Annotated in this window: 22 protein-coding genes; 9 read left to right on the forward strand and 13 right to left on the reverse strand. The window is 59.8% G+C overall.

The genetic code is table 11. From position 1 onward, the window contains the following. Positions 1 to 14 precede the first annotated feature (14 nt). Together KZH41_RS27060 and KZH41_RS27065 are read right to left on the reverse strand one after the other, a co-directional pair. The gene (locus KZH41_RS27060) at positions 15 to 1,013 is read right to left on the reverse strand and encodes a FecR family protein (RefSeq protein ID WP_094951670.1); all 999 of its coding nucleotides are present in this window, start codon (positions 1,011 to 1,013) and stop codon (positions 15 to 17) included. Between the two features lie 63 nt (positions 1,014 to 1,076). Next, positions 1,077 to 1,598 (reverse strand): RNA polymerase sigma factor, encoded by a 522-nt coding sequence (locus tag KZH41_RS27065; protein WP_094951669.1) that lies wholly within the window; start codon positions 1,596 to 1,598, stop codon positions 1,077 to 1,079. A 208-nt stretch (positions 1,599 to 1,806) separates the two neighbouring features. On the opposite strand from KZH41_RS27065, the gene aroQ reads away from it, so the two are divergent. After that, positions 1,807 to 2,247, forward strand: a complete 441-nt coding sequence (gene aroQ / locus KZH41_RS27070; protein WP_242152818.1) for a type II 3-dehydroquinate dehydratase — start codon at positions 1,807 to 1,809, stop codon at positions 2,245 to 2,247. 5 nt (positions 2,248 to 2,252) lie between these two features. Further along, positions 2,253 to 3,101 carry a shikimate dehydrogenase gene (locus KZH41_RS27075; RefSeq protein WP_094951691.1) on the forward strand — a complete coding sequence of 283 codons (849 nt, stop codon included), beginning with the start codon at positions 2,253 to 2,255 and terminating at the stop codon, positions 3,099 to 3,101. A gap of 115 nt (positions 3,102 to 3,216) precedes the next feature. Here the strand turns inward: KZH41_RS27075 and KZH41_RS27080 are convergent, their stop codons facing one another. Both KZH41_RS27080 and quiC read right to left on the reverse strand, forming a co-directional pair. After that, the gene (locus KZH41_RS27080) at positions 3,217 to 3,882 is read right to left on the reverse strand and encodes a TetR/AcrR family transcriptional regulator (protein ID WP_094951690.1); all 666 of its coding nucleotides are present in this window, start codon (positions 3,880 to 3,882) and stop codon (positions 3,217 to 3,219) included. 81 nt (positions 3,883 to 3,963) lie between these two features. Beyond that, positions 3,964 to 5,865 (reverse strand): 3-dehydroshikimate dehydratase QuiC, encoded by a 1,902-nt coding sequence (gene quiC, locus KZH41_RS27085; protein WP_094951667.1) that lies wholly within the window; start codon positions 5,863 to 5,865, stop codon positions 3,964 to 3,966. Between the two features lie 232 nt (positions 5,866 to 6,097). Here quiC and KZH41_RS27090 point away from each other — a divergent pair, with 232 nt between their 5' ends. Continuing rightward, entirely contained in the window at positions 6,098 to 7,432 is a 1,335-nt protein-coding gene (locus KZH41_RS27090) for an MFS transporter (RefSeq protein WP_094951666.1), read from the forward strand. A 1-nt stretch (position 7,433) separates the two neighbouring features. Here the strand turns inward: KZH41_RS27090 and KZH41_RS27095 are convergent, their stop codons facing one another. After that, positions 7,434 to 8,312 carry a DMT family transporter gene (locus KZH41_RS27095; RefSeq protein WP_094951665.1) on the reverse strand — a complete coding sequence of 293 codons (879 nt, stop codon included), beginning with the start codon at positions 8,310 to 8,312 and terminating at the stop codon, positions 7,434 to 7,436. Between the two features lie 199 nt (positions 8,313 to 8,511). Between KZH41_RS27095 and KZH41_RS27100 the strand changes: the two genes are divergently transcribed. The 3 genes from KZH41_RS27100 (at position 8,512) to KZH41_RS27110 (ending at position 10,976) form a co-directional block, all read left to right on the forward strand. Further along, positions 8,512 to 8,928, forward strand: a complete 417-nt coding sequence (locus KZH41_RS27100; protein WP_263274032.1) for a membrane lipoprotein lipid attachment site-containing protein — start codon at positions 8,512 to 8,514, stop codon at positions 8,926 to 8,928. A 170-nt stretch (positions 8,929 to 9,098) separates the two neighbouring features. Then, positions 9,099 to 9,989 (forward strand): neutral zinc metallopeptidase, encoded by an 891-nt coding sequence (locus tag KZH41_RS27105; RefSeq protein ID WP_094951664.1) that lies wholly within the window; start codon positions 9,099 to 9,101, stop codon positions 9,987 to 9,989. Next, positions 9,990 to 10,976 (forward strand): hypothetical protein, encoded by a 987-nt coding sequence (locus tag KZH41_RS27110; protein ID WP_094951663.1) that lies wholly within the window; start codon positions 9,990 to 9,992, stop codon positions 10,974 to 10,976. A 135-nt stretch (positions 10,977 to 11,111) separates the two neighbouring features. Here the strand turns inward: KZH41_RS27110 and KZH41_RS27115 are convergent, their stop codons facing one another. The 3 genes from KZH41_RS27115 to KZH41_RS27125 are packed head-to-tail and all read right to left on the reverse strand — an operon-like array spanning position 11,112 to position 13,176. Beyond that, a complete protein-coding gene (locus KZH41_RS27115) occupies positions 11,112 to 11,699 on the reverse strand; it encodes an HAD family hydrolase (protein ID WP_263274033.1) in 588 nt (195 codons plus the stop codon). Further along, the gene (tesB, locus tag KZH41_RS27120; protein ID WP_263274034.1) at positions 11,696 to 12,565 is read right to left on the reverse strand and encodes an acyl-CoA thioesterase II; all 870 of its coding nucleotides are present in this window, start codon (positions 12,563 to 12,565) and stop codon (positions 11,696 to 11,698) included. Before tesB ends, KZH41_RS27115 begins: the two co-directional genes overlap by 4 nt. Positions 12,566 to 12,606: 41 nt before the next feature. Then, the gene (locus KZH41_RS27125; protein ID WP_094951660.1) at positions 12,607 to 13,176 is read right to left on the reverse strand and encodes a GNAT family N-acetyltransferase; all 570 of its coding nucleotides are present in this window, start codon (positions 13,174 to 13,176) and stop codon (positions 12,607 to 12,609) included. 75 nt (positions 13,177 to 13,251) lie between these two features. On the opposite strand from KZH41_RS27125, the gene KZH41_RS27130 reads away from it, so the two are divergent. Together KZH41_RS27130 and KZH41_RS27135 are read left to right on the forward strand one after the other, a co-directional pair. Continuing rightward, entirely contained in the window at positions 13,252 to 14,199 is a 948-nt protein-coding gene (locus KZH41_RS27130; RefSeq protein ID WP_263274035.1) for a histone deacetylase, read from the forward strand. Between the two features lie 170 nt (positions 14,200 to 14,369). Next, positions 14,370 to 15,620 (forward strand): TIGR03862 family flavoprotein, encoded by a 1,251-nt coding sequence (locus KZH41_RS27135; RefSeq protein WP_263274036.1) that lies wholly within the window; start codon positions 14,370 to 14,372, stop codon positions 15,618 to 15,620. A 383-nt stretch (positions 15,621 to 16,003) separates the two neighbouring features. Here KZH41_RS27135 and KZH41_RS27140 read toward each other — a convergent pair whose 3' ends face one another. The 5 genes from KZH41_RS27140 to yedA form a co-directional block, all read right to left on the reverse strand. Further along, positions 16,004 to 16,357 (reverse strand): hypothetical protein, encoded by a 354-nt coding sequence (locus tag KZH41_RS27140; RefSeq protein ID WP_263274037.1) that lies wholly within the window; start codon positions 16,355 to 16,357, stop codon positions 16,004 to 16,006. Further along, a complete protein-coding gene (locus KZH41_RS27145) occupies positions 16,354 to 16,554 on the reverse strand; it encodes a hypothetical protein (RefSeq protein ID WP_263274038.1) in 201 nt (66 codons plus the stop codon). Before KZH41_RS27145 ends, KZH41_RS27140 begins: the two co-directional genes overlap by 4 nt. Positions 16,555 to 16,832: 278 nt before the next feature. Beyond that, positions 16,833 to 17,318 carry a hypothetical protein gene (locus KZH41_RS27150; protein WP_242152836.1) on the reverse strand — a complete coding sequence of 162 codons (486 nt, stop codon included), beginning with the start codon at positions 17,316 to 17,318 and terminating at the stop codon, positions 16,833 to 16,835. A gap of 240 nt (positions 17,319 to 17,558) precedes the next feature. Beyond that, complete coding sequence (locus tag KZH41_RS27155) at positions 17,559 to 18,893, reverse strand: DEAD/DEAH box helicase (RefSeq protein ID WP_094953636.1); 1,335 nt, start codon at positions 18,891 to 18,893, stop codon at positions 17,559 to 17,561. A gap of 48 nt (positions 18,894 to 18,941) precedes the next feature. Beyond that, positions 18,942 to 19,844: a drug/metabolite exporter YedA gene (gene yedA, locus KZH41_RS27160; RefSeq protein ID WP_263274039.1), complete on the reverse strand. Its 903-nt coding sequence runs from the start codon at positions 19,842 to 19,844 to the stop codon at positions 18,942 to 18,944. Positions 19,845 to 20,004: 160 nt separating this feature from the next. Here yedA and KZH41_RS27165 point away from each other — a divergent pair, with 160 nt between their 5' ends. Then, complete coding sequence (locus KZH41_RS27165) at positions 20,005 to 20,466, forward strand: Lrp/AsnC family transcriptional regulator (RefSeq protein ID WP_094953634.1); 462 nt, start codon at positions 20,005 to 20,007, stop codon at positions 20,464 to 20,466. Positions 20,467 to 20,530: the final 64 nt, after the last annotated feature.

A 20,530-nucleotide genomic window follows, 5' to 3' on the forward strand; every position in this document is an offset into this window, starting at 1 on the left:
TTCCCACCGGTTGATCAATAGATCAGGCTCAGGCCCGCCAGGTCCAAGCGTTGCACTTGAAGTTCCTGGGTCAAGGTGCCGAGCGCGGTGTCGAGCATGTCGAGACGGAATACGCCGCTGACTTCACGATCGGCCAACGCCGAGTTGGCTAACACCACACGCCCAGGGCGATAGCGGTTAAGTTGCTCGATGACGTTGGCCAACGGCAGCCGATCAAAGATCAACACACCACGACGCCAACTGGTGGCGCGCTCCACATCAAATTGATCCAGCGTCTTCACGCCGTCCTGAGGGCTGTAACGCGCGGCTTGGCCCTGCTTGAGCACGCGCTCGCTCGGGCCTTTTTTTGGCGTGGCTTGCAGCGCAACTTCAACGCTGTGCTGCAAAACGCCGACCCAGGCCTGGCGATCACCTTCGCGTTCGACCACAAACCGCGTGCCCAACGCGCGGGTTTGCCCAGCCGCACTTTGCACCACGAACGGTCGCGTTTCCTGCCCCGTCATCGGCGCCACATCGAAAATCGCCGAGCCCTGGATCAGGCTGATGCGCCGTTGTACGCCGTCGTAGTCCAGGCGGATGGCACTGGCGGAATCCAGCTCGACCTTGCTGCCATCAGCCAACAGCACTGTGCGTATTTCGCCCTTCTGGGTAACGTAGTCGGCCTGCATGTGCAGCAAAACATCCGGCCCACGCAACCAGCCAACACCTGCCACCACTACGACCAGCGCGACCGCCGCCGCGCGTTGCCATGGCCGGCGCCGCTTAGGCCGACGCGCTGGCGCTGGCGGCGACGCCGGACGCTGGCGATGCACCGGCTCATCCTTATGTACCTCGCCCAAGGCGGCCCACGTCTGCTCGGCAAAACGCAGTGCGGCTTCATGGCGGCTGTCGCAAGCGATCCAATGGCGCAGCTCGGCCTGCTCCTGTTCGGTCAGGGCACCGGCGTGCAGGCGCACCGCCCATTCGGCGGCCGCCTCGGTAATGCTGTGCTGTTGCGGACCCTGGCTATTCACGTGTGAATCTCGAATTTTCGTTATGTAAACGCTGTGACGTCTGACGCAAAGTTTTTCGGTAATTCATTCGTCGGATGGCTGCACCTCGCCGTCCTGCAAACGTTGCATCACATAGGCCAAGGCCTTGGCCAGATGCTTTTGCACAGAGCTGTCAGAGATGTCCAAGTGCCGGGCAACCTGGGCGTGGGTCATACCTTCGATACGGTTTAGACGGAAAATCTGCTGCGTGCGTTCCGGCAATTGCGCCAGTGCCTGCTTCAATGCCTGTCGCTGCTGCTGCGCCATTGCCTGAGCCTCCAACCCGGCCACGTCATCTTCAATCTCGGCCAGCGCCTCATGGGGCACGGTGTCTGTCTTGCGCCGCGCTTCCTGGCGAATATGGTCGATCAGCAGATTGCTCGCCGTTCGATAGAGATAGCCCTGGGAGTTGTCGATGCGCTCGCCGGCCGGTTTTTCCGCCAGGCGCAGGAAACTCTCCTGCACCAGGTCGGCGGCCAACTGCGGGTCCCGCACCTTGCGCGCCAGATACCCACGCAGAGTATCGGCATGCTTGAGAAACAGGCCTTTGAGATCCACGTCCGACAAACCGACTCCCTGGAATGTTAAGGAAACAGGCGGGCATCTTAAGCGTTGTCGAGAATGACTTTCAATTGATATCTAATCTGATTCTGCTGTTCAGCGGTTGCGAATATCGGTTCGATAATCGAACACATCCGCCGCCATCAATTGACCAAATTAACCAACCAGTACATTTTATCCGCACAACCAATAATAAGTGTGGAGATACCCCAAAATGCCGCCCATCGTGCTGGTGCTCAATGGCCCCAACCTCAACCTTCTCGGCACCCGCGAGCCCGCCACCTACGGCCATGAAACCCTGGCCGACATTGCCGCCCTGTGTGGCCGCAGCGCCGAAAAGCTCGGGCTGAAAATCGAATTCCGCCAGACCAACCACGAAGGCGAATTGCTCGACTGGATCCACGGCGCCCGCGCCCGTTGCGCCGGTATCGTGATCAACCCAGCGGCCTGGACCCACACCTCGGTAGCGATTCGCGACGCGCTGGTAGCCAGTGAAGTGCCGGTGATCGAAGTGCATTTATCCAACGTGCACGCACGTGAGGCATTCAGGCATCACTCCTTTGTGTCGCCCATCGCCAAGGCGGTGCTCGCCGGGTTCGGTAGCCACGGCTACCACCTGGCCCTGGAACACTTCAGCCACACTTTCAAGGGATGAGCCCGATGAAACCGCGCATCCTCGCCGGCCTGATCGGCTCGGGCATCCAAGCCTCCCGTACTCCCGCCCTGCATGAACAGGAAGGTGACGCTCAGGGCCTGCGTTATTTGTATCGCCTGATCGATCTGGAACCGCTGCAACTGAACATCAACGCCCTGCCCGACCTGCTGGACGCCGCCGAGATGATGCAGTTCACCGGGTTGAACATTACCTACCCGTGCAAGCAGGCCATCCTACCGTTGCTCGATGAGTTGTCCGACGAAGCCCAAGGCATTGGCGCGGTCAACACCGTGGTGTTCAAGGGCGGCAAACGCATCGGCCACAACACCGATTGCCTGGGCTTCGCCGAAGGGTTCCGGCGCAATTTGAATGACGTCCCCCGCCAGCGTGTCGTGCAAATGGGCGCAGGCGGTGCGGGGGCGGCGGTGGCCCACGCGCTGCTGGCGGAGGGCGTGGAACACTTGAGCATTTTTGACGTGGACGTGGCCCGCGCCCGTGACCTTGTGGACAACCTCGCCCAACGTTTCGGCGCCGGTCGCGCACAAGTCGGCAACCACCTGGAAAACGCCATGGCCGAGGCGGATGGGCTGGTCAACACCACGCCGATGGGCATGGCCAAGCTGCCTGGCACACCGGTGCCGCCGGCCTTGTTGCGGGCTGAGTTATGGGTGGCGGAAATCGTGTATTTCCCGCTGGAAACAGAGCTGCTGCGTAACGCCCGCGCCTTGGGTTGCCGCACGCTGGATGGCGGCAATATGGCGGTGTTTCAAGCGGTGAAGGCGTTTGAGTTGTTCAGTGGGCAAGCGCCGGATGCGCAAAGAATGCTGGCGCACTTCCAGAGCATGAATACTTAACTCTAGAAAACCGATCCAAGAAATGTGGGAGCTGGCTTGGCTGCGATAGCGGTTGAGCAGTCAATATTGATCTGACTGACACAGCGTTATCACAGGCAAGCCAGCTCCCACAGGATTAGGCCTGCAGGTAACGCATCACCGACTCACAAATCATCTCCCGATGCCGCTGTTTAACCACCTCATCAGACAGCTCGATCTGAAAGATCTCACTGAACGTATGGCGATTGGACACCCGGTAAAAGCTGAAGGAGTTGATCAACAGATGCACGTCCAAAGGGTTCAACCCTTGGCGAAACAACCCCATCTCAGCCCCCCGACGCAACGTGGCGCCGAGCCCTTCGAGAATATTGCTGTTCATCGCTTTGATCGAATCCGAGCGCTTTACGTACTCGGCGTTGTTGATGTTTTCGATGCTGACGATGCGCACGAAATCCACATTCTGGTCATGGTGATCAAAGGTGAATTCCACCAGCCGACGAATCGCTTCGCGCGGCTCCAGGGCGGTAAGGTTCATGCGGGTTTCGGTGTTACGAATGTCGCCGTAGAGCTTCTCCAGCACCTCGACGTACAACTGCTCCTTGCTGCCGAAGTAGTAATAGATCATGCGTTTGGAGGTGTGGATGCGCTCGGCGATCGCATCCACGCGAGCGCCGGCCAAGCCCTGCTGGACAAACTCGACGATGGCTTCCTGGAGGATGTTTTCGCGGGTCTTTTCCGGGTTGTTCTTACGACTCTTGCGCGGTGCGTCTGACACAGCGGAGAGGTCGGGGGTCAGGGTCATGGTGCGCTCACGGCCATTTTTGTTGTGCAGGCCGCGATTATGGGCCGAGGCGCTCCCCGAAGGAAGCACCTCGCCGCGTCGTCATAACCGCGCCTGGCGCACCGCGCCACTGCGTGATTTGGCCATCGCCGCCAGGCGCACCGCCACGTTGGCCGCGCCGTACCCGGCATAGCCGTTTTTACGCTGGATGATCTCGAAGAAAAACCGCCCCTCAAATGGCTCGGTGTACACGTGAAACAACTCACCGCCCTGGGCATCACGGTCGTACAGCACGTTGTAGTACGCCAGCTCGCTGAGGAATGCGTCGTCGAAATCGAACCGAGCCGCCAGGTCGTCGTAGTAATTGAGCGGGATATCCAGCAACGGCACGCCCGCCGCTTTGGCCCGGCTGACTTCGGCAAAAATATCCGCGCAGTCGAAGGCAATGTGGTGCACGCCCGAGCCGCGATAGCTCGACAGCGCGTGGGAAATGGCGGTGTTGCGGTTCTCGGAAATATTCAGCGGCAGGCGGATCGAGCTGCAACGGCTGCGCAGCGCACGGCTTTTGACCAGGCCGTAAGGGTCGGGCAGCACCACTTCGTCATCCGCTTCGAAATCCAACAGGCTCTTGTAGAACAGCACCCAGCTGTCGAGGCTGTCGGCCGGCAGCGCCATGGCCATGTGGTCGATGCGTAGCAGCCCGCCGCTTGAGGCGTTGGCCGGTTGCAAGTTGAAGTCGGTGTCGTACAGCCCGCCTTCGCTTTGGTCTACCAGGTAAATCAGGCTGCCGTCCGGCGCACGCACGGCGGCCAGTTCCAGCTCATTGGGCCCGACCAGGCCGCGATAAGGCTGACCTTTGTAGGCCACCGCCCGCTGCAACGCCTTGGCGCTGTCCTTGACCCGAATCGCGGTGGCGCACAACGACGGCCCGTGGGCTTCGAAGAAGTTGTGGGCAAAGGAATAGGGTTCACAGTTAAGGATCAGGTTGATATCGCCCTGGCGCAACAGGCTCACGCTCTTGGAGCGGTGCTGCCCAGCCTTGACGAAACCCAGGCGCTCCAGCCATTGCGTGAGCTTGGCGCCAAGGTTTTCATCCACGGCAAACTCAAGGAATTCGATGCCGTCGTATTCGCTGGCGGCGGGCGTATCAAACAGGATGTCGACGGGGTGAGCGGGCGCTTCCTGCTTCAAGCGCTGGCGGGTTTTCTCTTCCAGGTACAACAGCGAACGCAAGCCATCGGCTGCATTCGCCCGCGTCGGTGCCGCGCGGAAGCCATCATTGAAAATTTCCAGGGACAACGGCCCGGTGTAACCACTCTGGATGATCGGCGCCAGGAACCCCGCCAGGTCGAATTCGCCCTGCCCCGGGAAGCAGCGGAAATGCCGGCTCCACTCCAGCACATCCATGGCCAGGATCGGCGCATCGGCCATTTGCACAAAGAAGATTTTGTCGCCGGGAATCTGTGCGATCCCACTTGGGTCGCCCTTGAGCGACAGCGTGTGGAAGCTGTCGAGCAACACACCCAGGCTCGGGTGGTCGATCTGACGAACCAGGTTCCACACCTGTTGCCAGGTGTTCACATGCTTGCCCCAGGCCAGCGCTTCATAGCCAATTCGCAGGCCACGGCGGCCGGCGTGTTCGGCCAACAGGCTAAGATCATCGAGCAAAATGCGCTCATCGCCGACGCAATCAGCCGAGGCGTTGCTGCACACCAGCACCAGGTCGGTGCCCAGTTCCTGCATCAGGTCAAACTTGCGCTCGGCGCGCTCCAGGTTGCGCGCCAGGCGGTCGCGGCGGCAGCCTTCAAAGTCGCGAAACGGTTGGAACAAGGTGATGGCGATGCCGAGGTCGGCGCACATTTGCCTAACTTCCCGGGGGCTGCCGTCGTAATACAGCAGATCGTTTTCGAAGATTTCCACGCCATCAAACCCGGCGGCGGCGATGGCTTCGAGTTTTTCCGGCAGGGTTCCACTCAAAGAAACGGTGGCAATGGAGCGTTGCATGGGGCGACTCCCGGCATATGAAGCTCGTCTTATTTACGGCAAATTATTCGCCGCTAAATTGTTCACAGCAATTGAAATGTACGAACCGGTTAGTTTTATGGGCGATTATCGAACAAAATGACCCCCAGTGAATTGACGAGTTTTTAACCACTGCGCACCATCGACTACGCAGCCTCATAGAAAAAAAGACCCAGAACACACCATAAAAATTTCAAAAAACGGGTACAACCTCATGCCTTCGCAAACTCCCAACGTGGCCGGGCGCCACAGCAATCCGCACGCCGGCATCGGCGACAAAATCCGCGGCGCCATGGCCGTGGGCAAGACGCGCTGGGGCATGCTGGCCTTGGTGTTCTTCGCCACCACCCTGAACTACATCGACCGCGCCGCCCTGGGCGTGATGCAACCGATCCTGGCCAAGGAAATGAGCTGGACGGCGATGGACTACGCCAACATCAACTTCTGGTTCCAGGTCGGCTACGCCATCGGCTTTGTGCTGCAAGGCCGGCTGATTGATCGAGTCGGCGTAAAGCGCGTGTTCTTCTGCGCGGTGCTGCTGTGGAGCCTGGCCACCGGCGCCCACGGCCTGGCCACGTCGGCCGTAGGCTTTATGGTGTGTCGCTTTATCCTCGGGCTGACGGAAGCCGCCAACTACCCGGCCTGCGTCAAGACCACGCGGCTGTGGTTCCCGGCCGGTGAGCGTGCAGTGGCCACCGGTATCTTCAACGCCGGCACCAATGTGGGCGCGATGATGACGCCGATGCTGCTGCCGCTGATCCTCCACGTGTGGGGCTGGCAGGCGGCGTTCCTGGGCATGGCATCGCTGGGCGGGATCTGGCTAATCTTCTGGGGCTTGAAATACTACAACCCGGAAGACCATCCCACGGTCAAACAAAGCGAACTGGAGTATCTGCAACAGGAAGTCGAACCGGAACAACCGAGCGTCCCCTTCAGCCGAATCCTACGCATGCGCGGCACCTGGGCCTTCGCCATCGCCTACTCTCTGACCGCGCCGGTGTTCTGGTTCTACCTGTACTGGCTGCCACCGTTTCTGAACCAGCAATACAACCTGGGCATTAACGTGACCCAGATGGGCATCCCACTGATCATCATTTACCTGACAGCCGACTTCGGCAGCGTGGGTGGGGGGATTCTGTCGTCGTTCCTGATCGGCCGTGGGATGAATCCGATCAAGGCGCGGCTGTTGTCGATGCTGCTGTTCGCCTGCTGCATCGTCGGCGTGATCATGGCGGCCGGTTCCAGCCAACTGTGGGTCGCGGTGTTTGCCATCTCCCTGGCCATCGGCGCACACCAGGCCTGGACCGCCAATATCTGGAGCCTGGTGATGGACTACACGCCCAAACACATGATGAGCACGGTGTTCGGTTTCGGCGGCATGTGTGCGGCCATCGGCGGCATGTTCATGACCCAGATCGTCGGCCATATCCTCACGGTCACGAACAACAATTACACCGTGCTGTTCACCCTGATCCCGGCGATGTACTTCACTGCGCTGATCTGGATGTACTTCATGGCGCCGCGCAAGATTCCTACCGTCGACCTGTGATTCAACGCCGCCGCTGCTGCCAGGCAGCGGCCAACCCGCTCATGCAGATCACCCCGATGCCGACCACCGTGGTCAAGTCGGGGGTATGGTTGAACACCAGCCAGCCCAACAACCCCGCAAACACGATCTGGCAGTAGCCGAACGGCGCCAGCAAAGCCGGCGCCGCGAAGCGGAAGGCCTGGGTCAACATCAAGTGGGCGGTCATCCCGCACGTGCCCAGCGCCAGCATCAGCACGCCATGCCACACCGTGGGCAACTGCCAGAAGAACGGCACCATCGCACTCATCACCAAGGTATTGCACAGGCCGGCGAAAAAGTTGCTGGTGGTGGGCGTGTCGTATTGGCTGAGGATGCGCGTGAGTAACTGGTAGAAGCAGAAGAACAGCGCCGAACACAGCGGCAGCAGCACCGCAGGCGTGAACAGCTCACCGCCGGGGTGGATGATGATCAGCACCCCGACAAACCCGCAGATCACCGCCAGCCATTGGCCACGCGTCACGTGTTCACCGAGCAAGGGCACCGACAGCGCCGTCACCAGGATCGGCGCCAGGAAGTTCACCGCCGTGGCTTCCGCCAACGGGATGAAATGCAGCGCCGCGGTAAAAAACAGGCTGGTGCCCAGCAGGCACAACGCCCGCACCACCTGCATGCCCGGCCGCTTGCTGCGCAGCACGCGCAAGCCTGATTGCGGCAGGAAAATGCCGGCCATCAACAGGGTGTGCACCAGGTAACGCGCCCACACCACCATCACAATCGGGTAGAACCCGGCCAAGTATTTGGACAAGGCGTCGTGGCTGGAAAAAAGGAATGTCGCCACCACAATCAGCAGAATGCCTTTGAAGGGATGGTTGACGCCGGAAAGAGGTGTGCTGACAGTCATTGAATTCTCTTGCATGGCGGGTTGAACCCAGAGCACTGAACGCGGCGGCGCTCAACCCGGTAATCTAGCAGCCGGGCCTACGTGCGCCCCAAGAGCATAACCAAACACCGTACGAACAGCGCACTAAATCAAGGGATTTGAGTCCAACGCTGCACGTTCACCCGTGCGTTGCACACTTTTTAACCAAGGCCTTGCTGCTATGAAAAAAACACTCTTTGTGCTTTCTGCCCTCGCCCTGCTCACCGCTTGTAACCAAGAGCCCAAGGAAGCGCCCAAACCCGCTCCGGCCTCGGTGCAAGCCACCCTGGTACAGGCCACCCCGCCCACCGACAAATGGGTCGGCAAGTGGATCGGTGTCGAAGGCCTGAACCTGACCATCGCCAAAGACGACAGCATCGGCCGTGGCCATTACCTTTTAACCATGCAATACGGCCTCGACGCCGACGACTCCGGCACCTTCAAGGGTGAAGCCAACGAAGACGGCATCGCCTTTACCCGCCCGGACGGCCCGCAGCAGTTGAGCGCCGGCGACGGTGAAGCCACCGGCCTGAAATGGCTGGCGGATAAAAAGGATTGCCTGATCGTCGACACCGGCGAAGGTTACTGCCGCGACTGACTAGGCGTTGCTGACACAACGTTCATCTGGCGCCCCTGCCTGCACGGCCTGACAGCAGCGATACTAGGTAACTCTCGTCTCTTGTCGGACAGCCGGGCTGGCGCCATTCAAACGCACCAACAACACTGCTCTTAGAAAAGTGAGCACAGGATCAACGAGAGGATTGCCCCATGCTATGGAAAAAAGGCCGACGCAGCGACAACGTGGTAGATGCCCGCGATGACAGTGGCGGCGGTGGTGGTGGCGGCATGCGGTTTGGCGGCGGCAAGGGCCTGAGCCTCACGGCCATCGTGCTGATCGTCGGGATTGGCTGGCTGACCGGGCAGGACCCGTTGCAGATCCTCGGCCAGTTGACCGGCCAGGTGGAGCAAGCGCCCTCGGTAAGCACGCAATCGCGCCAGGCCCCACCGGCCAACGATGAGCAGGCCGATTTTGTACGCGCGGTACTGGGCGATACCGAGGACACCTGGGGCCAGGTGTTCAAGGAAAACGGGTTGGCCTACAAGAACCCGAAACTGATTTTGTTCCGTGGCCGGGTGAATTCCGCCTGCGGTGGCGCCACCTCGGCCAGCGGCCCGTTTTACTGCCCGGCTGACCAACAAGTGTATTTGGACCTGGATTTCTTCCGGGAAATGTCGCAACGCTTCCAGGCCGCCGGCGATTTCGCCCAGGCCTACGTGATCGCCCACGAAGTCGGGCACCACGTGCAAACGCTGCTGGGCATCTCGGCCAAGATTCAAGCCGCGCGCCAACAGGGCCGGCAGATGCAAGGCGACGGCGGCCTGCTGGTGCGCCAGGAACTGCAAGCCGACTGCTTCGCCGGGGTGTGGGCCAACCGTGCGCAAAAACGCCTGAACTGGCTGGAGCCCGGCGATATTGAAGAAGCACTGAATGCTGCCAACGCCATCGGTGATGACCGTTTGCAGCAACAGGGTCAGGGCCGCGTAGTGCCGGATTCGTTTACCCACGGTACCTCGGCACAGCGGGTTCGCTGGTTCAAGACCGGCTTCGCCCAGGGCCAGATCACTCAATGCGACACGTTTACAGCGAAGAGTCTTTAGATGAATAAACGATTGGGATTGCTGTTCGGCTTGATGATTGCCTGTTCCTCCTCCACCTGGGCCGCCGAGAAAGAGCATGGCGTCAAGGTGGTCAGCCCCGATCGTTTTCACCTGGATGCCGGCGACCTCAGCCTGGGTTTGAGCCAAGACTGGAACCAGCCACTGCCCAACGTCACCCGCGCGCTGATCATCGTGCACGGCCGCCTGCGTAACGCACAGACCTACCTGCAAAGCGGCGAAGATGCAGCCGAACACGCCGGGGTTGCTGCCAATACCCTGGTGATCGCGCCGCAGTTTCTCAATGAGTCAGACATAAAGCGCAACCACCTGGGCAATCAGGTGCTGCGCTGGAATGGCAATGGCTGGATGGCCGGCGAGCCGTCCACCGGCCCAGGCCAGGTCAGTTCCTACGACGCGCTCGACCAGATCATCAAGCACCTGGGCAACCGCAAACTGTTCCCGGCGCTGAAACAAATCGTAGTCGCCGGCCACTCCGGCGGCGGCCAAGTGGTGCAGCGTTTCGCCCTCACCGGCCACGACCACCCGATGCTGCAAACCGAAGGCATCAGCCTGCGTTACGTGGTGGCCAATCCATCGTCCTACGCCTATTTCAGCCCACAGCGCCCGGTGAAATTCGACGCGGCCAGTTGCCCAGGCTTCAACGACTGGAAGTACGGCATGCAAAACCTGCCGGACTACGCCAAGGGCCAGAGTGCCCAGCAGCTTGAGCGGGCTTACGTGTCACGCGACATCACCTACCTGCTCGGCCAGCAAGACACCGACCCCAACCACCCGGCCCTGGATAAAAGCTGCGAAGCCGAAACCCAGGGCGCGTATCGGTTGATTCGTGGGCACAACTATTTTGACTACCTCAAAGCGCGCCATCCGCAACTGACCCAGAAGCTGGTGGAAGTGCCGAGGGTTGGGCATGACGGGGATGGGATGTTTACTTCGTCTGAGGGCGAGAAAGCGTTGTTCCCGAAGTAAAAATAGCTGACGAAACCGGAGCAAAATGTGGGAGAGGGCTTGCTCGCGAATGCGGAGTTCCAGTCGACTCATCAGTGACTGATCCACCGCATTCGCGAGCAAGCCCGCTCCCACATTGGTTTTGTGGTGTTTGGTTTAAATCATCTGGCGCAGCACCGCGCAATCCGCCGCGTGCCAATCCGCCAACTCGGGCCTCGGGTTCTCCGGCAAGTTAACCAGCACCGTCTTGGTCCCCGCCGCCCGCCCGCAATCCAAGTCAAAGCGGTAATCCCCGACCATCACCATCGCATCGGGAGAAACATCCCAAGCTGCCGCCAATTTCAACAATCCACCCGGATCCGGCTTGGGCGGCGCATCATCGCGGCCCAATACGTCTTCGATGGCAAAGCAATCCGCCAGGCCAATCGCTTCCAGGGTGATATGCGCCAACTCCCGCGCATTGCGGGTCAGGATGCCCAGGCGATAACCGCGCCCAGCCAGCTCGCGCACCAACTCCACCGCACCCACAGCGGCAACCGAACCGAGCGCCAGTTCGCGCTCATGCTCAAGCAGCCAGGCATGCTTGGCCGCCGCCACCTCAGCCGGCAACGCTGCCAAATGGGTGAGAATGTCGTCCTCGGGTGGGATCTCCAAGGCCACGCGGATCGCTGCAAAGTCATGCACGGCCACCGTGAGGGTGCCGTCCATATCAAATACCCAATGCGTTACGTCCGACAGGCTCATGCCCAATCCTTGCGATGGCGAATCAACCCTTCCTGGGTCACCGACGCCACCAGTTGCCCGGCGCGGTTGTACACGCTGCCGCGCGAGAAACCGCGCGAGTTACCGGCCCACGGGCTGTCCATGGCGTACAGCAACCAGTCGTCGGCGCGCAGGTCGGCGTGGAACCACAGCGCGTGGTCGAGGCTGGCGACCTGCATGTCTTTCTGCCACACGGTCTTGCCATGGGGCAGCAGCGAGGTGGTCAACAAGCCGAAGTCCGAGGCGTAGGCCAGCAGGTATTTATGCAGCGCCGGTGAGTCGGCCAGGGCGCCGTCGGCACGAAACCACACGAACTTCACCGGGTCGGACGGCTGCGGGTTGTACGGGTCTTTCTCGGTGACCGGGCGCACTTCGATCGGCTTGGGGCACAGCAGTTTTTCACGCATGTGCTCCGGGATCAGGTGCGCACGCTGCTTGGTCAGCTCCAGCTCCGACGGCAGGTTTTCCGGGCCGACCACCACGGGCATGGTGGTCTGGTGCTCAAAGCCTTGTTCGTCGTACTGGAACGAGGTGGTGCAGGTAAAAATCGGGTTGCCCTTCTGGATCGCCGTGACGCGGCGCGTGCTGAAACTGCCGCCATCGCGCACGCGGTCCACCGAATACACCACCGGCAACGAAGCGTCGCCCGGACGTAGGAAATAGCCATGCAGGGAGTGAACATGCCGCGCTGCTTCTACGGTCTGGCTGGCGGCCGACAGCGACTGGCCGAGCACCTGGCCGCCGAACAGTTGGCGAAAGCCCAGGTCCTGGCTGCGGCCGCGAAAGAGGTTTTCCTCGATCGGCTCCAGGGTCAGCAAGTCCACCAGATCTTCCAATACTTGGCTCATAGAGCAACTCCTACAACAATCGATAGGGCATTCCGGGCTGCTTATCCGTGCAGCGTGTCCAACCATTGGGCGCGGGTGATGCGGTACAAAACATGATGGCGCAGCGGGTCATCGGCTGCGACCTTGGGGTGTTCAAAATCTGCCTGCGGATCGTAATGCATACCGATGGCCTGCATGACTTTTTGTGATGGCAGATTGGTTTCGGTGGTAAAGGCGAGGATCTCATCCAATTGCAACCGGTCGAAACCACAGCGCAGCGCAGTCCAGGCCGCTTCACTGGCGTAACCCAGGCCCCAATGCTCGCGGGCCAGGCGCCAGCCAATTTCTACCGCCGGGGTAAAGTCTGCTTCAAAGCTCACATTCAGCAGCCCGGTCAGGCCAATAAATTCGCCGGTGTCCTTGCGCTGCAAGGCCCACAGGCCAAAGCCGTATTCGGCGAAATGCCCGCGAATCCGGCCGATCAGCGCGGCGCTTTCCAGGTGGTTGAGCTTGGCCGGGAAATAACGCATCACCTGCGGGTCGGCGCACATGCGTGCAAATTCCGGCAAGTCGCTGTCGCGCCATTGGCGCATCAGCAAGCGTGCGCTTTCCAATTCCAGTATCGGCTCCATGGGTCCCCTCCCTTGCCATGTGCGTGAGTGTACAGCGCTGGTAAGATCCTTCGCAGGTTCCCGTCAGAAAATCCCATGCCCTTGCCCTTGATCTACCACGATGACTACAGCCCCGAGTTCCCGGCGGACCACCGGTTCCCGATGGACAAGTTTCGCCTGTTGCGCGACCACTTGGTGGACAGCGGCCTGACCGAGGACGGCCAATTGCTGCGCCCCGAGCTGTGCCCGGCAGAGATTCTGGCCCTGGCGCATGAACCTGGGTATATCGAACGCTACATGAGCGGCGCGTTGTCCCGTGAAGACCAGCGGCGCCTCGGTCTACCCTGGAACGAGGCCCTGGCCCGGCGCACCGTGCGCGCGGTCGGCGGCTCGATACTGGCCGCCGAACAAGCGCTGGAACACGGCTTAGCCTGCCACTTGGCCGGCGGCACCCACCACGCCCACTACGACTACCCCGCCGGCTTTTGCATCTTCAATGACTTGGCGGTGATCAGCCATTACCTGCTGGCCAGCGGGCGGGTCAACCGCGTGTTGATCTTCGACTGCGACGTGCACCAGGGCGATGGCACCGCACGCATCCTCCACGACACGCCGGATGCCATCACCGTGTCGCTGCATTGCGAAAAGAACTTCCCCGCGCGCAAAGCCCAGAGCGACTGGGACATCCCGCTGCCCATGGGCATGGGCGATGCCGATTACCTTAAAGTCGTGGGCGATGCCGATTACCTTAAAGTCGTGGACGATGCGCTCAACTACCTACTGCCGCTCTACCAACCCGACCTGGTGCTGTACGACGCCGGCGTTGATGTGCATAAAGATGACGCCCTCGGTTACCTCAAGCTGACAGACGCAGGCGTCGCCGCCCGTGATGAAAGCGTGATGCGCCACTGCCTGGGTCGCGACATTCCGGTGATGGGCGTGATCGGCGGCGGCTACAGCAAAGACCGCCCTGCCCTGGCCCGCCGCCACGGCATCCTGCACCACAGCGCACAACGGGTATGGACGTCATCAGGTTGTCATTGAACTGTGCGCGTTACCCACAATGCCTGTGGAACGGCCTGTGGATAACTTGAGCGTAAGGGCCTGAAAGCGAGTAGCCATATGGCCTGTAGGAAAGTGTACGTTTTTTGATCAGGCAGCTCCGCCGTCGTCGGGTAGAATGCTCGGCCTATTCAGCGACCGTAGCCTTGCCCATGCCTCAGCACCCTGCTCATCACGTCACTATCATCGGCGGCGGCCCCGCCGGGCTGATGGCCGCTGAAGTCTTGAGCCAGGCGGGCGTGCGGGTGGAGCTGTATGACGGCATGCCGTCAGTGGGGCGCAAATTCCTGCTGGCGGGCGTGGGCGGCATGAACATTACCCACTCCGAAGCGTACCCGGCCTTTCTGTCGCGCTACGCCGAACGCGCACCGCAGATGGCGCCGTTGCTGCGCGCGTTCGGCGCCGAAGCGTTGTGCGAGTGGATTCATGGTTTGGGCATTCAAACCTTTGTCGGCACCTCTGGGCGCGTCTTTCCTACCGACATGAAAGCCGCCCCGCTGCTGCGCGCCTGGCTCAAGCGCCTGCGCGATCAAGGCGTGGTTATCCACACCCGGCATCGCTGGCTGGGCTGGACAGCGGACGGCGGTTTACTTATCCACAGCCCGGACGGCGAAAAAACTGTGCACAGCGATGCCGTGCTGCTGGCGTTGGGCGGCGGCAGCTGGTCGCGTCTGGGCTCCGACGGCGCCTGGCTCAAAGTGCTGGAAGACAAAGGCGTGCCCTATACCCCACTGCAACCGAGCAATTGCGGCTTCGAGGTGTCGGCCTGGAGCGAATTGATGGTGAGCAAATTCGCCGGGGCGCCGTTGAAAAACGTCGCCATTGGCCTGGCGGATGACAAACCTCGGCTGGGGGAATGTGTGGTCACGGCCACCGGGATCGAGGGCAGTTTGATCTACGCACTGTCGGCGCCGATTCGTGAAACGATCAACCGCAACGGCTCGGCCACGGTGCATATCGACCTGCTGCCGAGCAAGCCGCTGGATAAAGTCCAGGCCGCATTGGCCAAGGCGCGTGGCTCACGCTCAATGAGCAAGCACTTGCACAGTCAGTTGGGGTTGGATGGGGTGAAGGCGGCGCTGTTGCGTGAACTGGCGCCCGCCGAGCACTTCAATGATCCGGCGCAGTTGGCGGTGGACATCAAGGCGCTGCCGCTGACACTGGTGAAGACACGGCCGATGGATGAGGCAATCAGCACGGCGGGTGGTGTGCCATTTGAGGCACTGGATGAGCGGTTGATGCTCAAGCAATTGCCCGGCGTGTTTTGTGCCGGGGAGATGCTGGATTGGGAAGCGCCGACAGGCGGGTATTTGCTGACGGGGTGTTTTGCCAGCGGGCGGGCGGCCGGGCGAAGCGTTCTAGAGTGGCTGGCCTCGACCCACTCAGCAATAGAACGCCTTTAAGGCGTTATCAACCCCGGTAAATGTTCCGCCGTTTGTTGATAACGCTCAATCTCCGGAGCGCCCCCACACTTGATTTCATCGCAAGGGTTGCTTCAGGCCACCACGGAAAAACCGCACACCTGAGTTCCCGTCCCTACGCGCATCTATAACGACCGTGTGCACCCTCTGCTCAACCTCCTGCAAAGCGTTGAGCAAATGCTCATCCACAGGAAATCGTTGTACTTCCCCCGCCGCAGGCCGTTGAGGGGGTGGCCGGTAGACTTCCTCTAACGCTTCACGCTCTAAATCATCACATTCGCTACCTAATCTCACCCTGTACACCTTCCACTATTACGGGGTTCTACCCACCTGACTGAGGAGAAAGAACACTTTCACCCACATGATCAATTGGGTGTGAGACCGTATTTATAAACCGTGTAACTCGCACCAAACGAGGTTTCCAGCGCTTTAAGCTTGGGCGCACCCGGACCCAGTAGCTTTTCCAACTTAGCGATATAGTCAGCCTGTGCCTTGAAGGGTTCTTCACCGTCGTCGTAGGCTACGGCGGCTTCTTTCTGATAGTCACTGTGCAGTTTTCGGTACTCGCTTAACGCAGCGCCTCTCAAGTCATTATACGTTTCTTGATTAGTCCGCTTCTGTTCGGGCGAGATATCAAAATAACTTTCCACATGGTCTATGTACTTCCTGTATTCGCGAAAAGCGGGATAAAGAGCCCCCGACGCCAAATGCGCTTTCACTCCGACGAACAGCTCACTGGCTTTTTTTCTGCGCTTTCAAGTTCGGCGGCATTCGCCGCTTTACTTCTTCTCGCTTCAATAACACCTACGCCGGCGCCTGCAACCAGTGCGCCACCGATTACAACGGCCAAAAAAGGAACTAGAAATACAGCCATACTCACCTCTCCATTTAATTCAATACTTACAATCCATTTCATGGCGCCACTCAAAGTGATCAGTAACGCCAAGCGCTCTAACTCTCTGAAATCTATAACCCAACAAAATATTACCGAGCGACAATAAGACGCTCACGTTACTGGCCAGGCGCCCATCACTGGCCACACAGCACTTCGACAAAAAAATGAATGGCGTATACCAGGCACCCTAATGACTGACGGCCTATTTATCGACAATAAACAGTGACTTCTTTTTACGCGGCAGACAGGGAAGCGCTTGGGCAAAGCTCATTGAGCCATCACTCACGAGGCACCTGACATCAATCGTACAGCGAGACCTTGGGATTCAACCGTTCATAATGTTCCACTTCCTTGCGTAAGAAAGTATCTTCTTTAGGTAGAACAGCCTTCAATTTCTCTATGTATTCGTAGTGGGCATTGGAGCGTTCAAAAGGTTCGTCCTTCAAGTCCTCTTCTTTGGCTTTGAACTCACGACTCAGGGCCAGCCCTTTGGCCTGGGCTTTAAAAGTTAGATTATCAAGCATCCTGCCTAACATCTTCTCGTCCTCAGGCGCTACCGACCCACGCAGCCTATTCAAATCAATATACTCTTTGAGCGCATTGATCGCTTGCGCAAACTCCCCTTTCGCAAAATGCCGCTTATACTTGTTGAAGGCATGGTCCAAACGAGGTTCAAACGACTTCCACTCCTTTGCCTTATTTTCCGCTGTATTTTTCTTACCGGCCTCAACTTCCCCCCATATAAACAACCCCGTAAGCGCAGCCGCAACAGGAATAAGAGCCATATAAAAATCCTCGCCGTAAGCACATCGTTAGTTTTAAGCCTACGACATCAGTGGCCTGCGAAAGCTCAAAGTTCCGAATACTTACAGGGTGAACCATGACTAAAAATTTCTACACGCAAAGAAACAAATCAATAAACTTAAACAGTTACAAACCTATCGCCGCGACACTTTCTATCGGGTCGAGTGAGCGGCATTGCACCGCTCACTTAGCTCACCAAGCCTTCGTTAATTAACGAAAACTTACTTCTTCTTACGTGGCCCCGTATTAAAAACAGGCACTTTACGCACCGGTTTAATCGACGGTTCCGACGGCGCCACTTCGCCACTGTCCACCCACTTACCCAAATTGCGCTTACCGCCGCCACCGGACGCCTTAGGTTTCTTCGGTTTTTTCGGCTTCTTCACCACTTGCCCACTGGCATCGGTGTCCGGCACGCGGTGCTCAGGCTCAAAGTCCGGCTCCATCTTGCGGGTCAGTGTCTGACGCGTGAGCATCTCGATGGCCGACAGCATGTTCACCTCATCGGCGCACACCAGCGAAATTGCCTCGCCGGTGTTGCCCGCGCGGCCAGTACGGCCGATACGGTGGATGTAGTCCTCAGCCACGATCGGCAAGTCAAAGTTGACCACCATCGGCAAGTCTTCAATGTCCAAACCACGGGCCGCCACGTCGGTGGCCACCAGAATCTGCACGTCGCTGGATTTGAAACGGTCCAGTGCGCGCTGGCGGGTCGCTTGGGGTTTGTCGCCGTGGATGCCGTCAGCATTGATGCCCAGGCCCTGCAACTTATCCACCAGCGCATCCACGCCGTTACGGGTCTTGGCGAACACCAGCACCTGCTTCCAGCGGCCTTTGCGCATCAGGTGCACAAACAGCTCCGCCTTGCGCTTCTTGTCCACCGGCACCACCCACTGCTTCACGGTGTTGGCGGCGACGTTGCGCGGGCTGACTTCGACGGTCAGCGGGTCGTTGAGCATCTGCCCGGCCAGCAGGCGGATTTCATCGGAGAAGGTCGCGGAGAACAGCAAGGTCTGGCGCTTTTTCGGCAGCATGCGGTAGATGTTCGCCAGTTCTTCCGAGAAGCCCAGGTCGAGCATGCGGTCGGCTTCGTCCAGCACCAGGGTTTGCAGCTGGTTGAGTTTCAGCGCGTTCTGGCGGAACAGGTCGATCAGGCGGCCAGGCGTGGCGACCAGAATGTCGACGCCCTTGCGCAGCTTCATCATCTGCGGGTTGATGCTCACGCCGCCGTACACGGCGTAAGTGGTCAGCGGCAGGTGTTGGGCGTATTCGGCGACGCTGGCGTGAACCTGCTCGGCCAGCTCGCGGGTCGGGCACAGGATCAGCGCACGCGCCGAGTTGGCGGCGACTTTCGGCCCTTCCATCGTCAGCAATTGCAGGAGCGGCAGGGCGAAACCTGCGGTCTTGCCGGTGCCGGTCTGGGCCGCGGCCATCAGGTCGCGACCGGCCAGCACCGCCGGAATGGCTTGCGCCTGCACCGGCGTCGGGGTCTGGTAGCCAAGCGTCTCAAGGGCGCGCAGCAAGGGTTCGATCAGGCCAAGGGTGGCGAAAGTCATGTGTTTACCGTAGGAAAAATTCAGCGCAAGTCGCAATTGCGCCGCAGTTTACCTTATTTCCGGCTTGGGCTTGGGCTTGCGCCACTGAGGCAGGCTGATCAATAGCACCGCGCTGATGATCACCAGCATGGCCAAGGCTTCTTCCATGCCGATGGTCTCGCCGACGAACACAATCCCCAACAACACCGCCACCGCAGGGTTCACATAGGCATAACTGGTCGCTGCCGCCGGGCGCACATGCTTGAGCAAATACATATAAGCATTGAAGGCGATGATCGAGCCGAACACGGCCAGATACGCCAAAGCGAGCCAGCCCTCAATCGGCGGGATGGAATGCAGTCGCTCACCGGTCAGCGCACTGCCCACCAGCAACAAGACACCGGCAATGATCATCTCGGCCGCGCTGGCCATGGCGCCCGGCGGCAGCGGCAAATGCCGGCTCCACACCGAGCCGAAGGCCCAGGAGGCCGCGGCAAACAGCAACAACATCGCACCGGTTGGGCTCGATTGCAGGTTTGAGCCCATGTTGAGCATGGCAATGCCGATAATCCCCAGCAGCACCCCGGCCCACTCCAGGCGGGTATTGCGCGCGCCCCAGAAATAGCCGCACAACAAGGTGAACAACGGCACCGTCGCCACCGCCAGTGCGGCCACACCCGAGGCAACGCCCGTGTGCTCGGCCACCGTCACCGCGCCATTACCAAAGGTCAGCAGCAAAACGCCGATCTTGGCGGCGGCCTTCCACTGCACCCACGTCGGCGCAGGTGCGCCGCGCCAGCGCAAAAAGCCATACATGGCCAACCCCGCCACCAGGAATCGAATCCCGCCCAGCATCAGCGGCGGCCAGTACTCAACACCGATTCGAATCACCAGGTAGGTAGAACCCCAGATCACATACAGCGCAAAAAAAGCGGCGATCAACGGCAAGGGAAAGCGACGTGGGCCAGGCATTGGGTAGCTCTGCGGCAGGAAATTGGAGGCTTATTCTAGAAAGGCAGCCCGATAAACTTAAGTTACAAAACCTGTTTAAAGCGCCCATACACTTTTCAAAACATGGTTATGAACGCTATAACCCGTGTATTCGAAAGCCACGCGCAAATGGAGCCTTATCATGGACAAATACGACCGCATGCTCCTCAGCGCCCTGCTCAAGGATGGCCGCGCGTCCTACGCCGAACTGGCTCGCACCGTAAACCTCTCCGCCCCCGCCGTGGCTGAACGCGTGGCCAAGCTTGAGGCCAGCGGCGTGATCACCGGGTATCAGGCCAAGGTGGACCTGTCCAAAATCGGCTTGCCGATCCAGTGCGTCATCGAACTGAGGCTGACCAACCATGGCAGCCAGAAGGTGTACGACGCCCTGGCTGAAATCCCCGAGCTGACCGAGTGCCACCGGGTGACGGGCGACCCATGCGTGATCATGCAGGCGGCGGTGGGCTCGATGCCGGAATTGGAGAATTTGATTAATCGGATCGCGAAGTTTGGGTTCAGCAAGACCTCGATCATCCTCTCAAGCGCGATAGAGCGACGGGTGCCGTTGGGGCAGTTGGAGGGGAACGGGAAAAATGGTGGCTGAACGATCGTTCCCACGCTCTGCGTGGGAATGCCGCCCTGGACGCTCTTGAAGTCGTGACGCGGAG

The organism is Pseudomonas sp. YeP6b, from assembly GCF_025642995.1.
Classification (GTDB): Bacteria; Pseudomonadota; Gammaproteobacteria; order Pseudomonadales; family Pseudomonadaceae; genus Aquipseudomonas.

What these genes read in the sequence shown, in the direction of transcription:
- aroQ (WP_242152818.1), top strand. Translation starts at nt 1,807, where the DNA reads ATGCCGCCCATCGTGCTGGTGCTCAATGGCCCCAACCTCAACCTTCTC.
- KZH41_RS27075 (WP_094951691.1), top strand. Translation starts at nt 2,253, where the DNA reads ATGAAACCGCGCATCCTCGCCGGCCTGATCGGCTCGGGCATCCAAGCC.
- KZH41_RS27080 (WP_094951690.1), bottom strand. Translation starts at nt 3,882, where the DNA reads ATGACCCTGACCCCCGACCTCTCCGCTGTGTCAGACGCACCGCGCAAG.
- quiC (WP_094951667.1), bottom strand. Translation starts at nt 5,865, where the DNA reads ATGCAACGCTCCATTGCCACCGTTTCTTTGAGTGGAACCCTGCCGGAA.
- KZH41_RS27090 (WP_094951666.1), top strand. Translation starts at nt 6,098, where the DNA reads ATGCCTTCGCAAACTCCCAACGTGGCCGGGCGCCACAGCAATCCGCAC.
- KZH41_RS27095 (WP_094951665.1), bottom strand. Translation starts at nt 8,312, where the DNA reads ATGACTGTCAGCACACCTCTTTCCGGCGTCAACCATCCCTTCAAAGGC.
- KZH41_RS27100 (WP_263274032.1), top strand. Translation starts at nt 8,512, where the DNA reads ATGAAAAAAACACTCTTTGTGCTTTCTGCCCTCGCCCTGCTCACCGCT.
- KZH41_RS27105 (WP_094951664.1), top strand. Translation starts at nt 9,099, where the DNA reads ATGCTATGGAAAAAAGGCCGACGCAGCGACAACGTGGTAGATGCCCGC.
- KZH41_RS27110 (WP_094951663.1), top strand. Translation starts at nt 9,990, where the DNA reads ATGAATAAACGATTGGGATTGCTGTTCGGCTTGATGATTGCCTGTTCC.
- KZH41_RS27115 (WP_263274033.1), bottom strand. Translation starts at nt 11,699, where the DNA reads ATGAGCCTGTCGGACGTAACGCATTGGGTATTTGATATGGACGGCACC.
- tesB (WP_263274034.1), bottom strand. Translation starts at nt 12,565, where the DNA reads ATGAGCCAAGTATTGGAAGATCTGGTGGACTTGCTGACCCTGGAGCCG.
- KZH41_RS27125 (WP_094951660.1), bottom strand. Translation starts at nt 13,176, where the DNA reads ATGGAGCCGATACTGGAATTGGAAAGCGCACGCTTGCTGATGCGCCAA.
- KZH41_RS27130 (WP_263274035.1), top strand. Translation starts at nt 13,252, where the DNA reads ATGCCCTTGCCCTTGATCTACCACGATGACTACAGCCCCGAGTTCCCG.
- KZH41_RS27135 (WP_263274036.1), top strand. Translation starts at nt 14,370, where the DNA reads ATGCCTCAGCACCCTGCTCATCACGTCACTATCATCGGCGGCGGCCCC.
- KZH41_RS27145 (WP_263274038.1), bottom strand. Translation starts at nt 16,554, where the DNA reads ATGAAATGGATTGTAAGTATTGAATTAAATGGAGAGGTGAGTATGGCT.
- KZH41_RS27150 (WP_242152836.1), bottom strand. Translation starts at nt 17,318, where the DNA reads ATGGCTCTTATTCCTGTTGCGGCTGCGCTTACGGGGTTGTTTATATGG.
- KZH41_RS27155 (WP_094953636.1), bottom strand. Translation starts at nt 18,893, where the DNA reads ATGACTTTCGCCACCCTTGGCCTGATCGAACCCTTGCTGCGCGCCCTT.
- yedA (WP_263274039.1), bottom strand. Translation starts at nt 19,844, where the DNA reads ATGCCTGGCCCACGTCGCTTTCCCTTGCCGTTGATCGCCGCTTTTTTT.
- KZH41_RS27165 (WP_094953634.1), top strand. Translation starts at nt 20,005, where the DNA reads ATGGACAAATACGACCGCATGCTCCTCAGCGCCCTGCTCAAGGATGGC.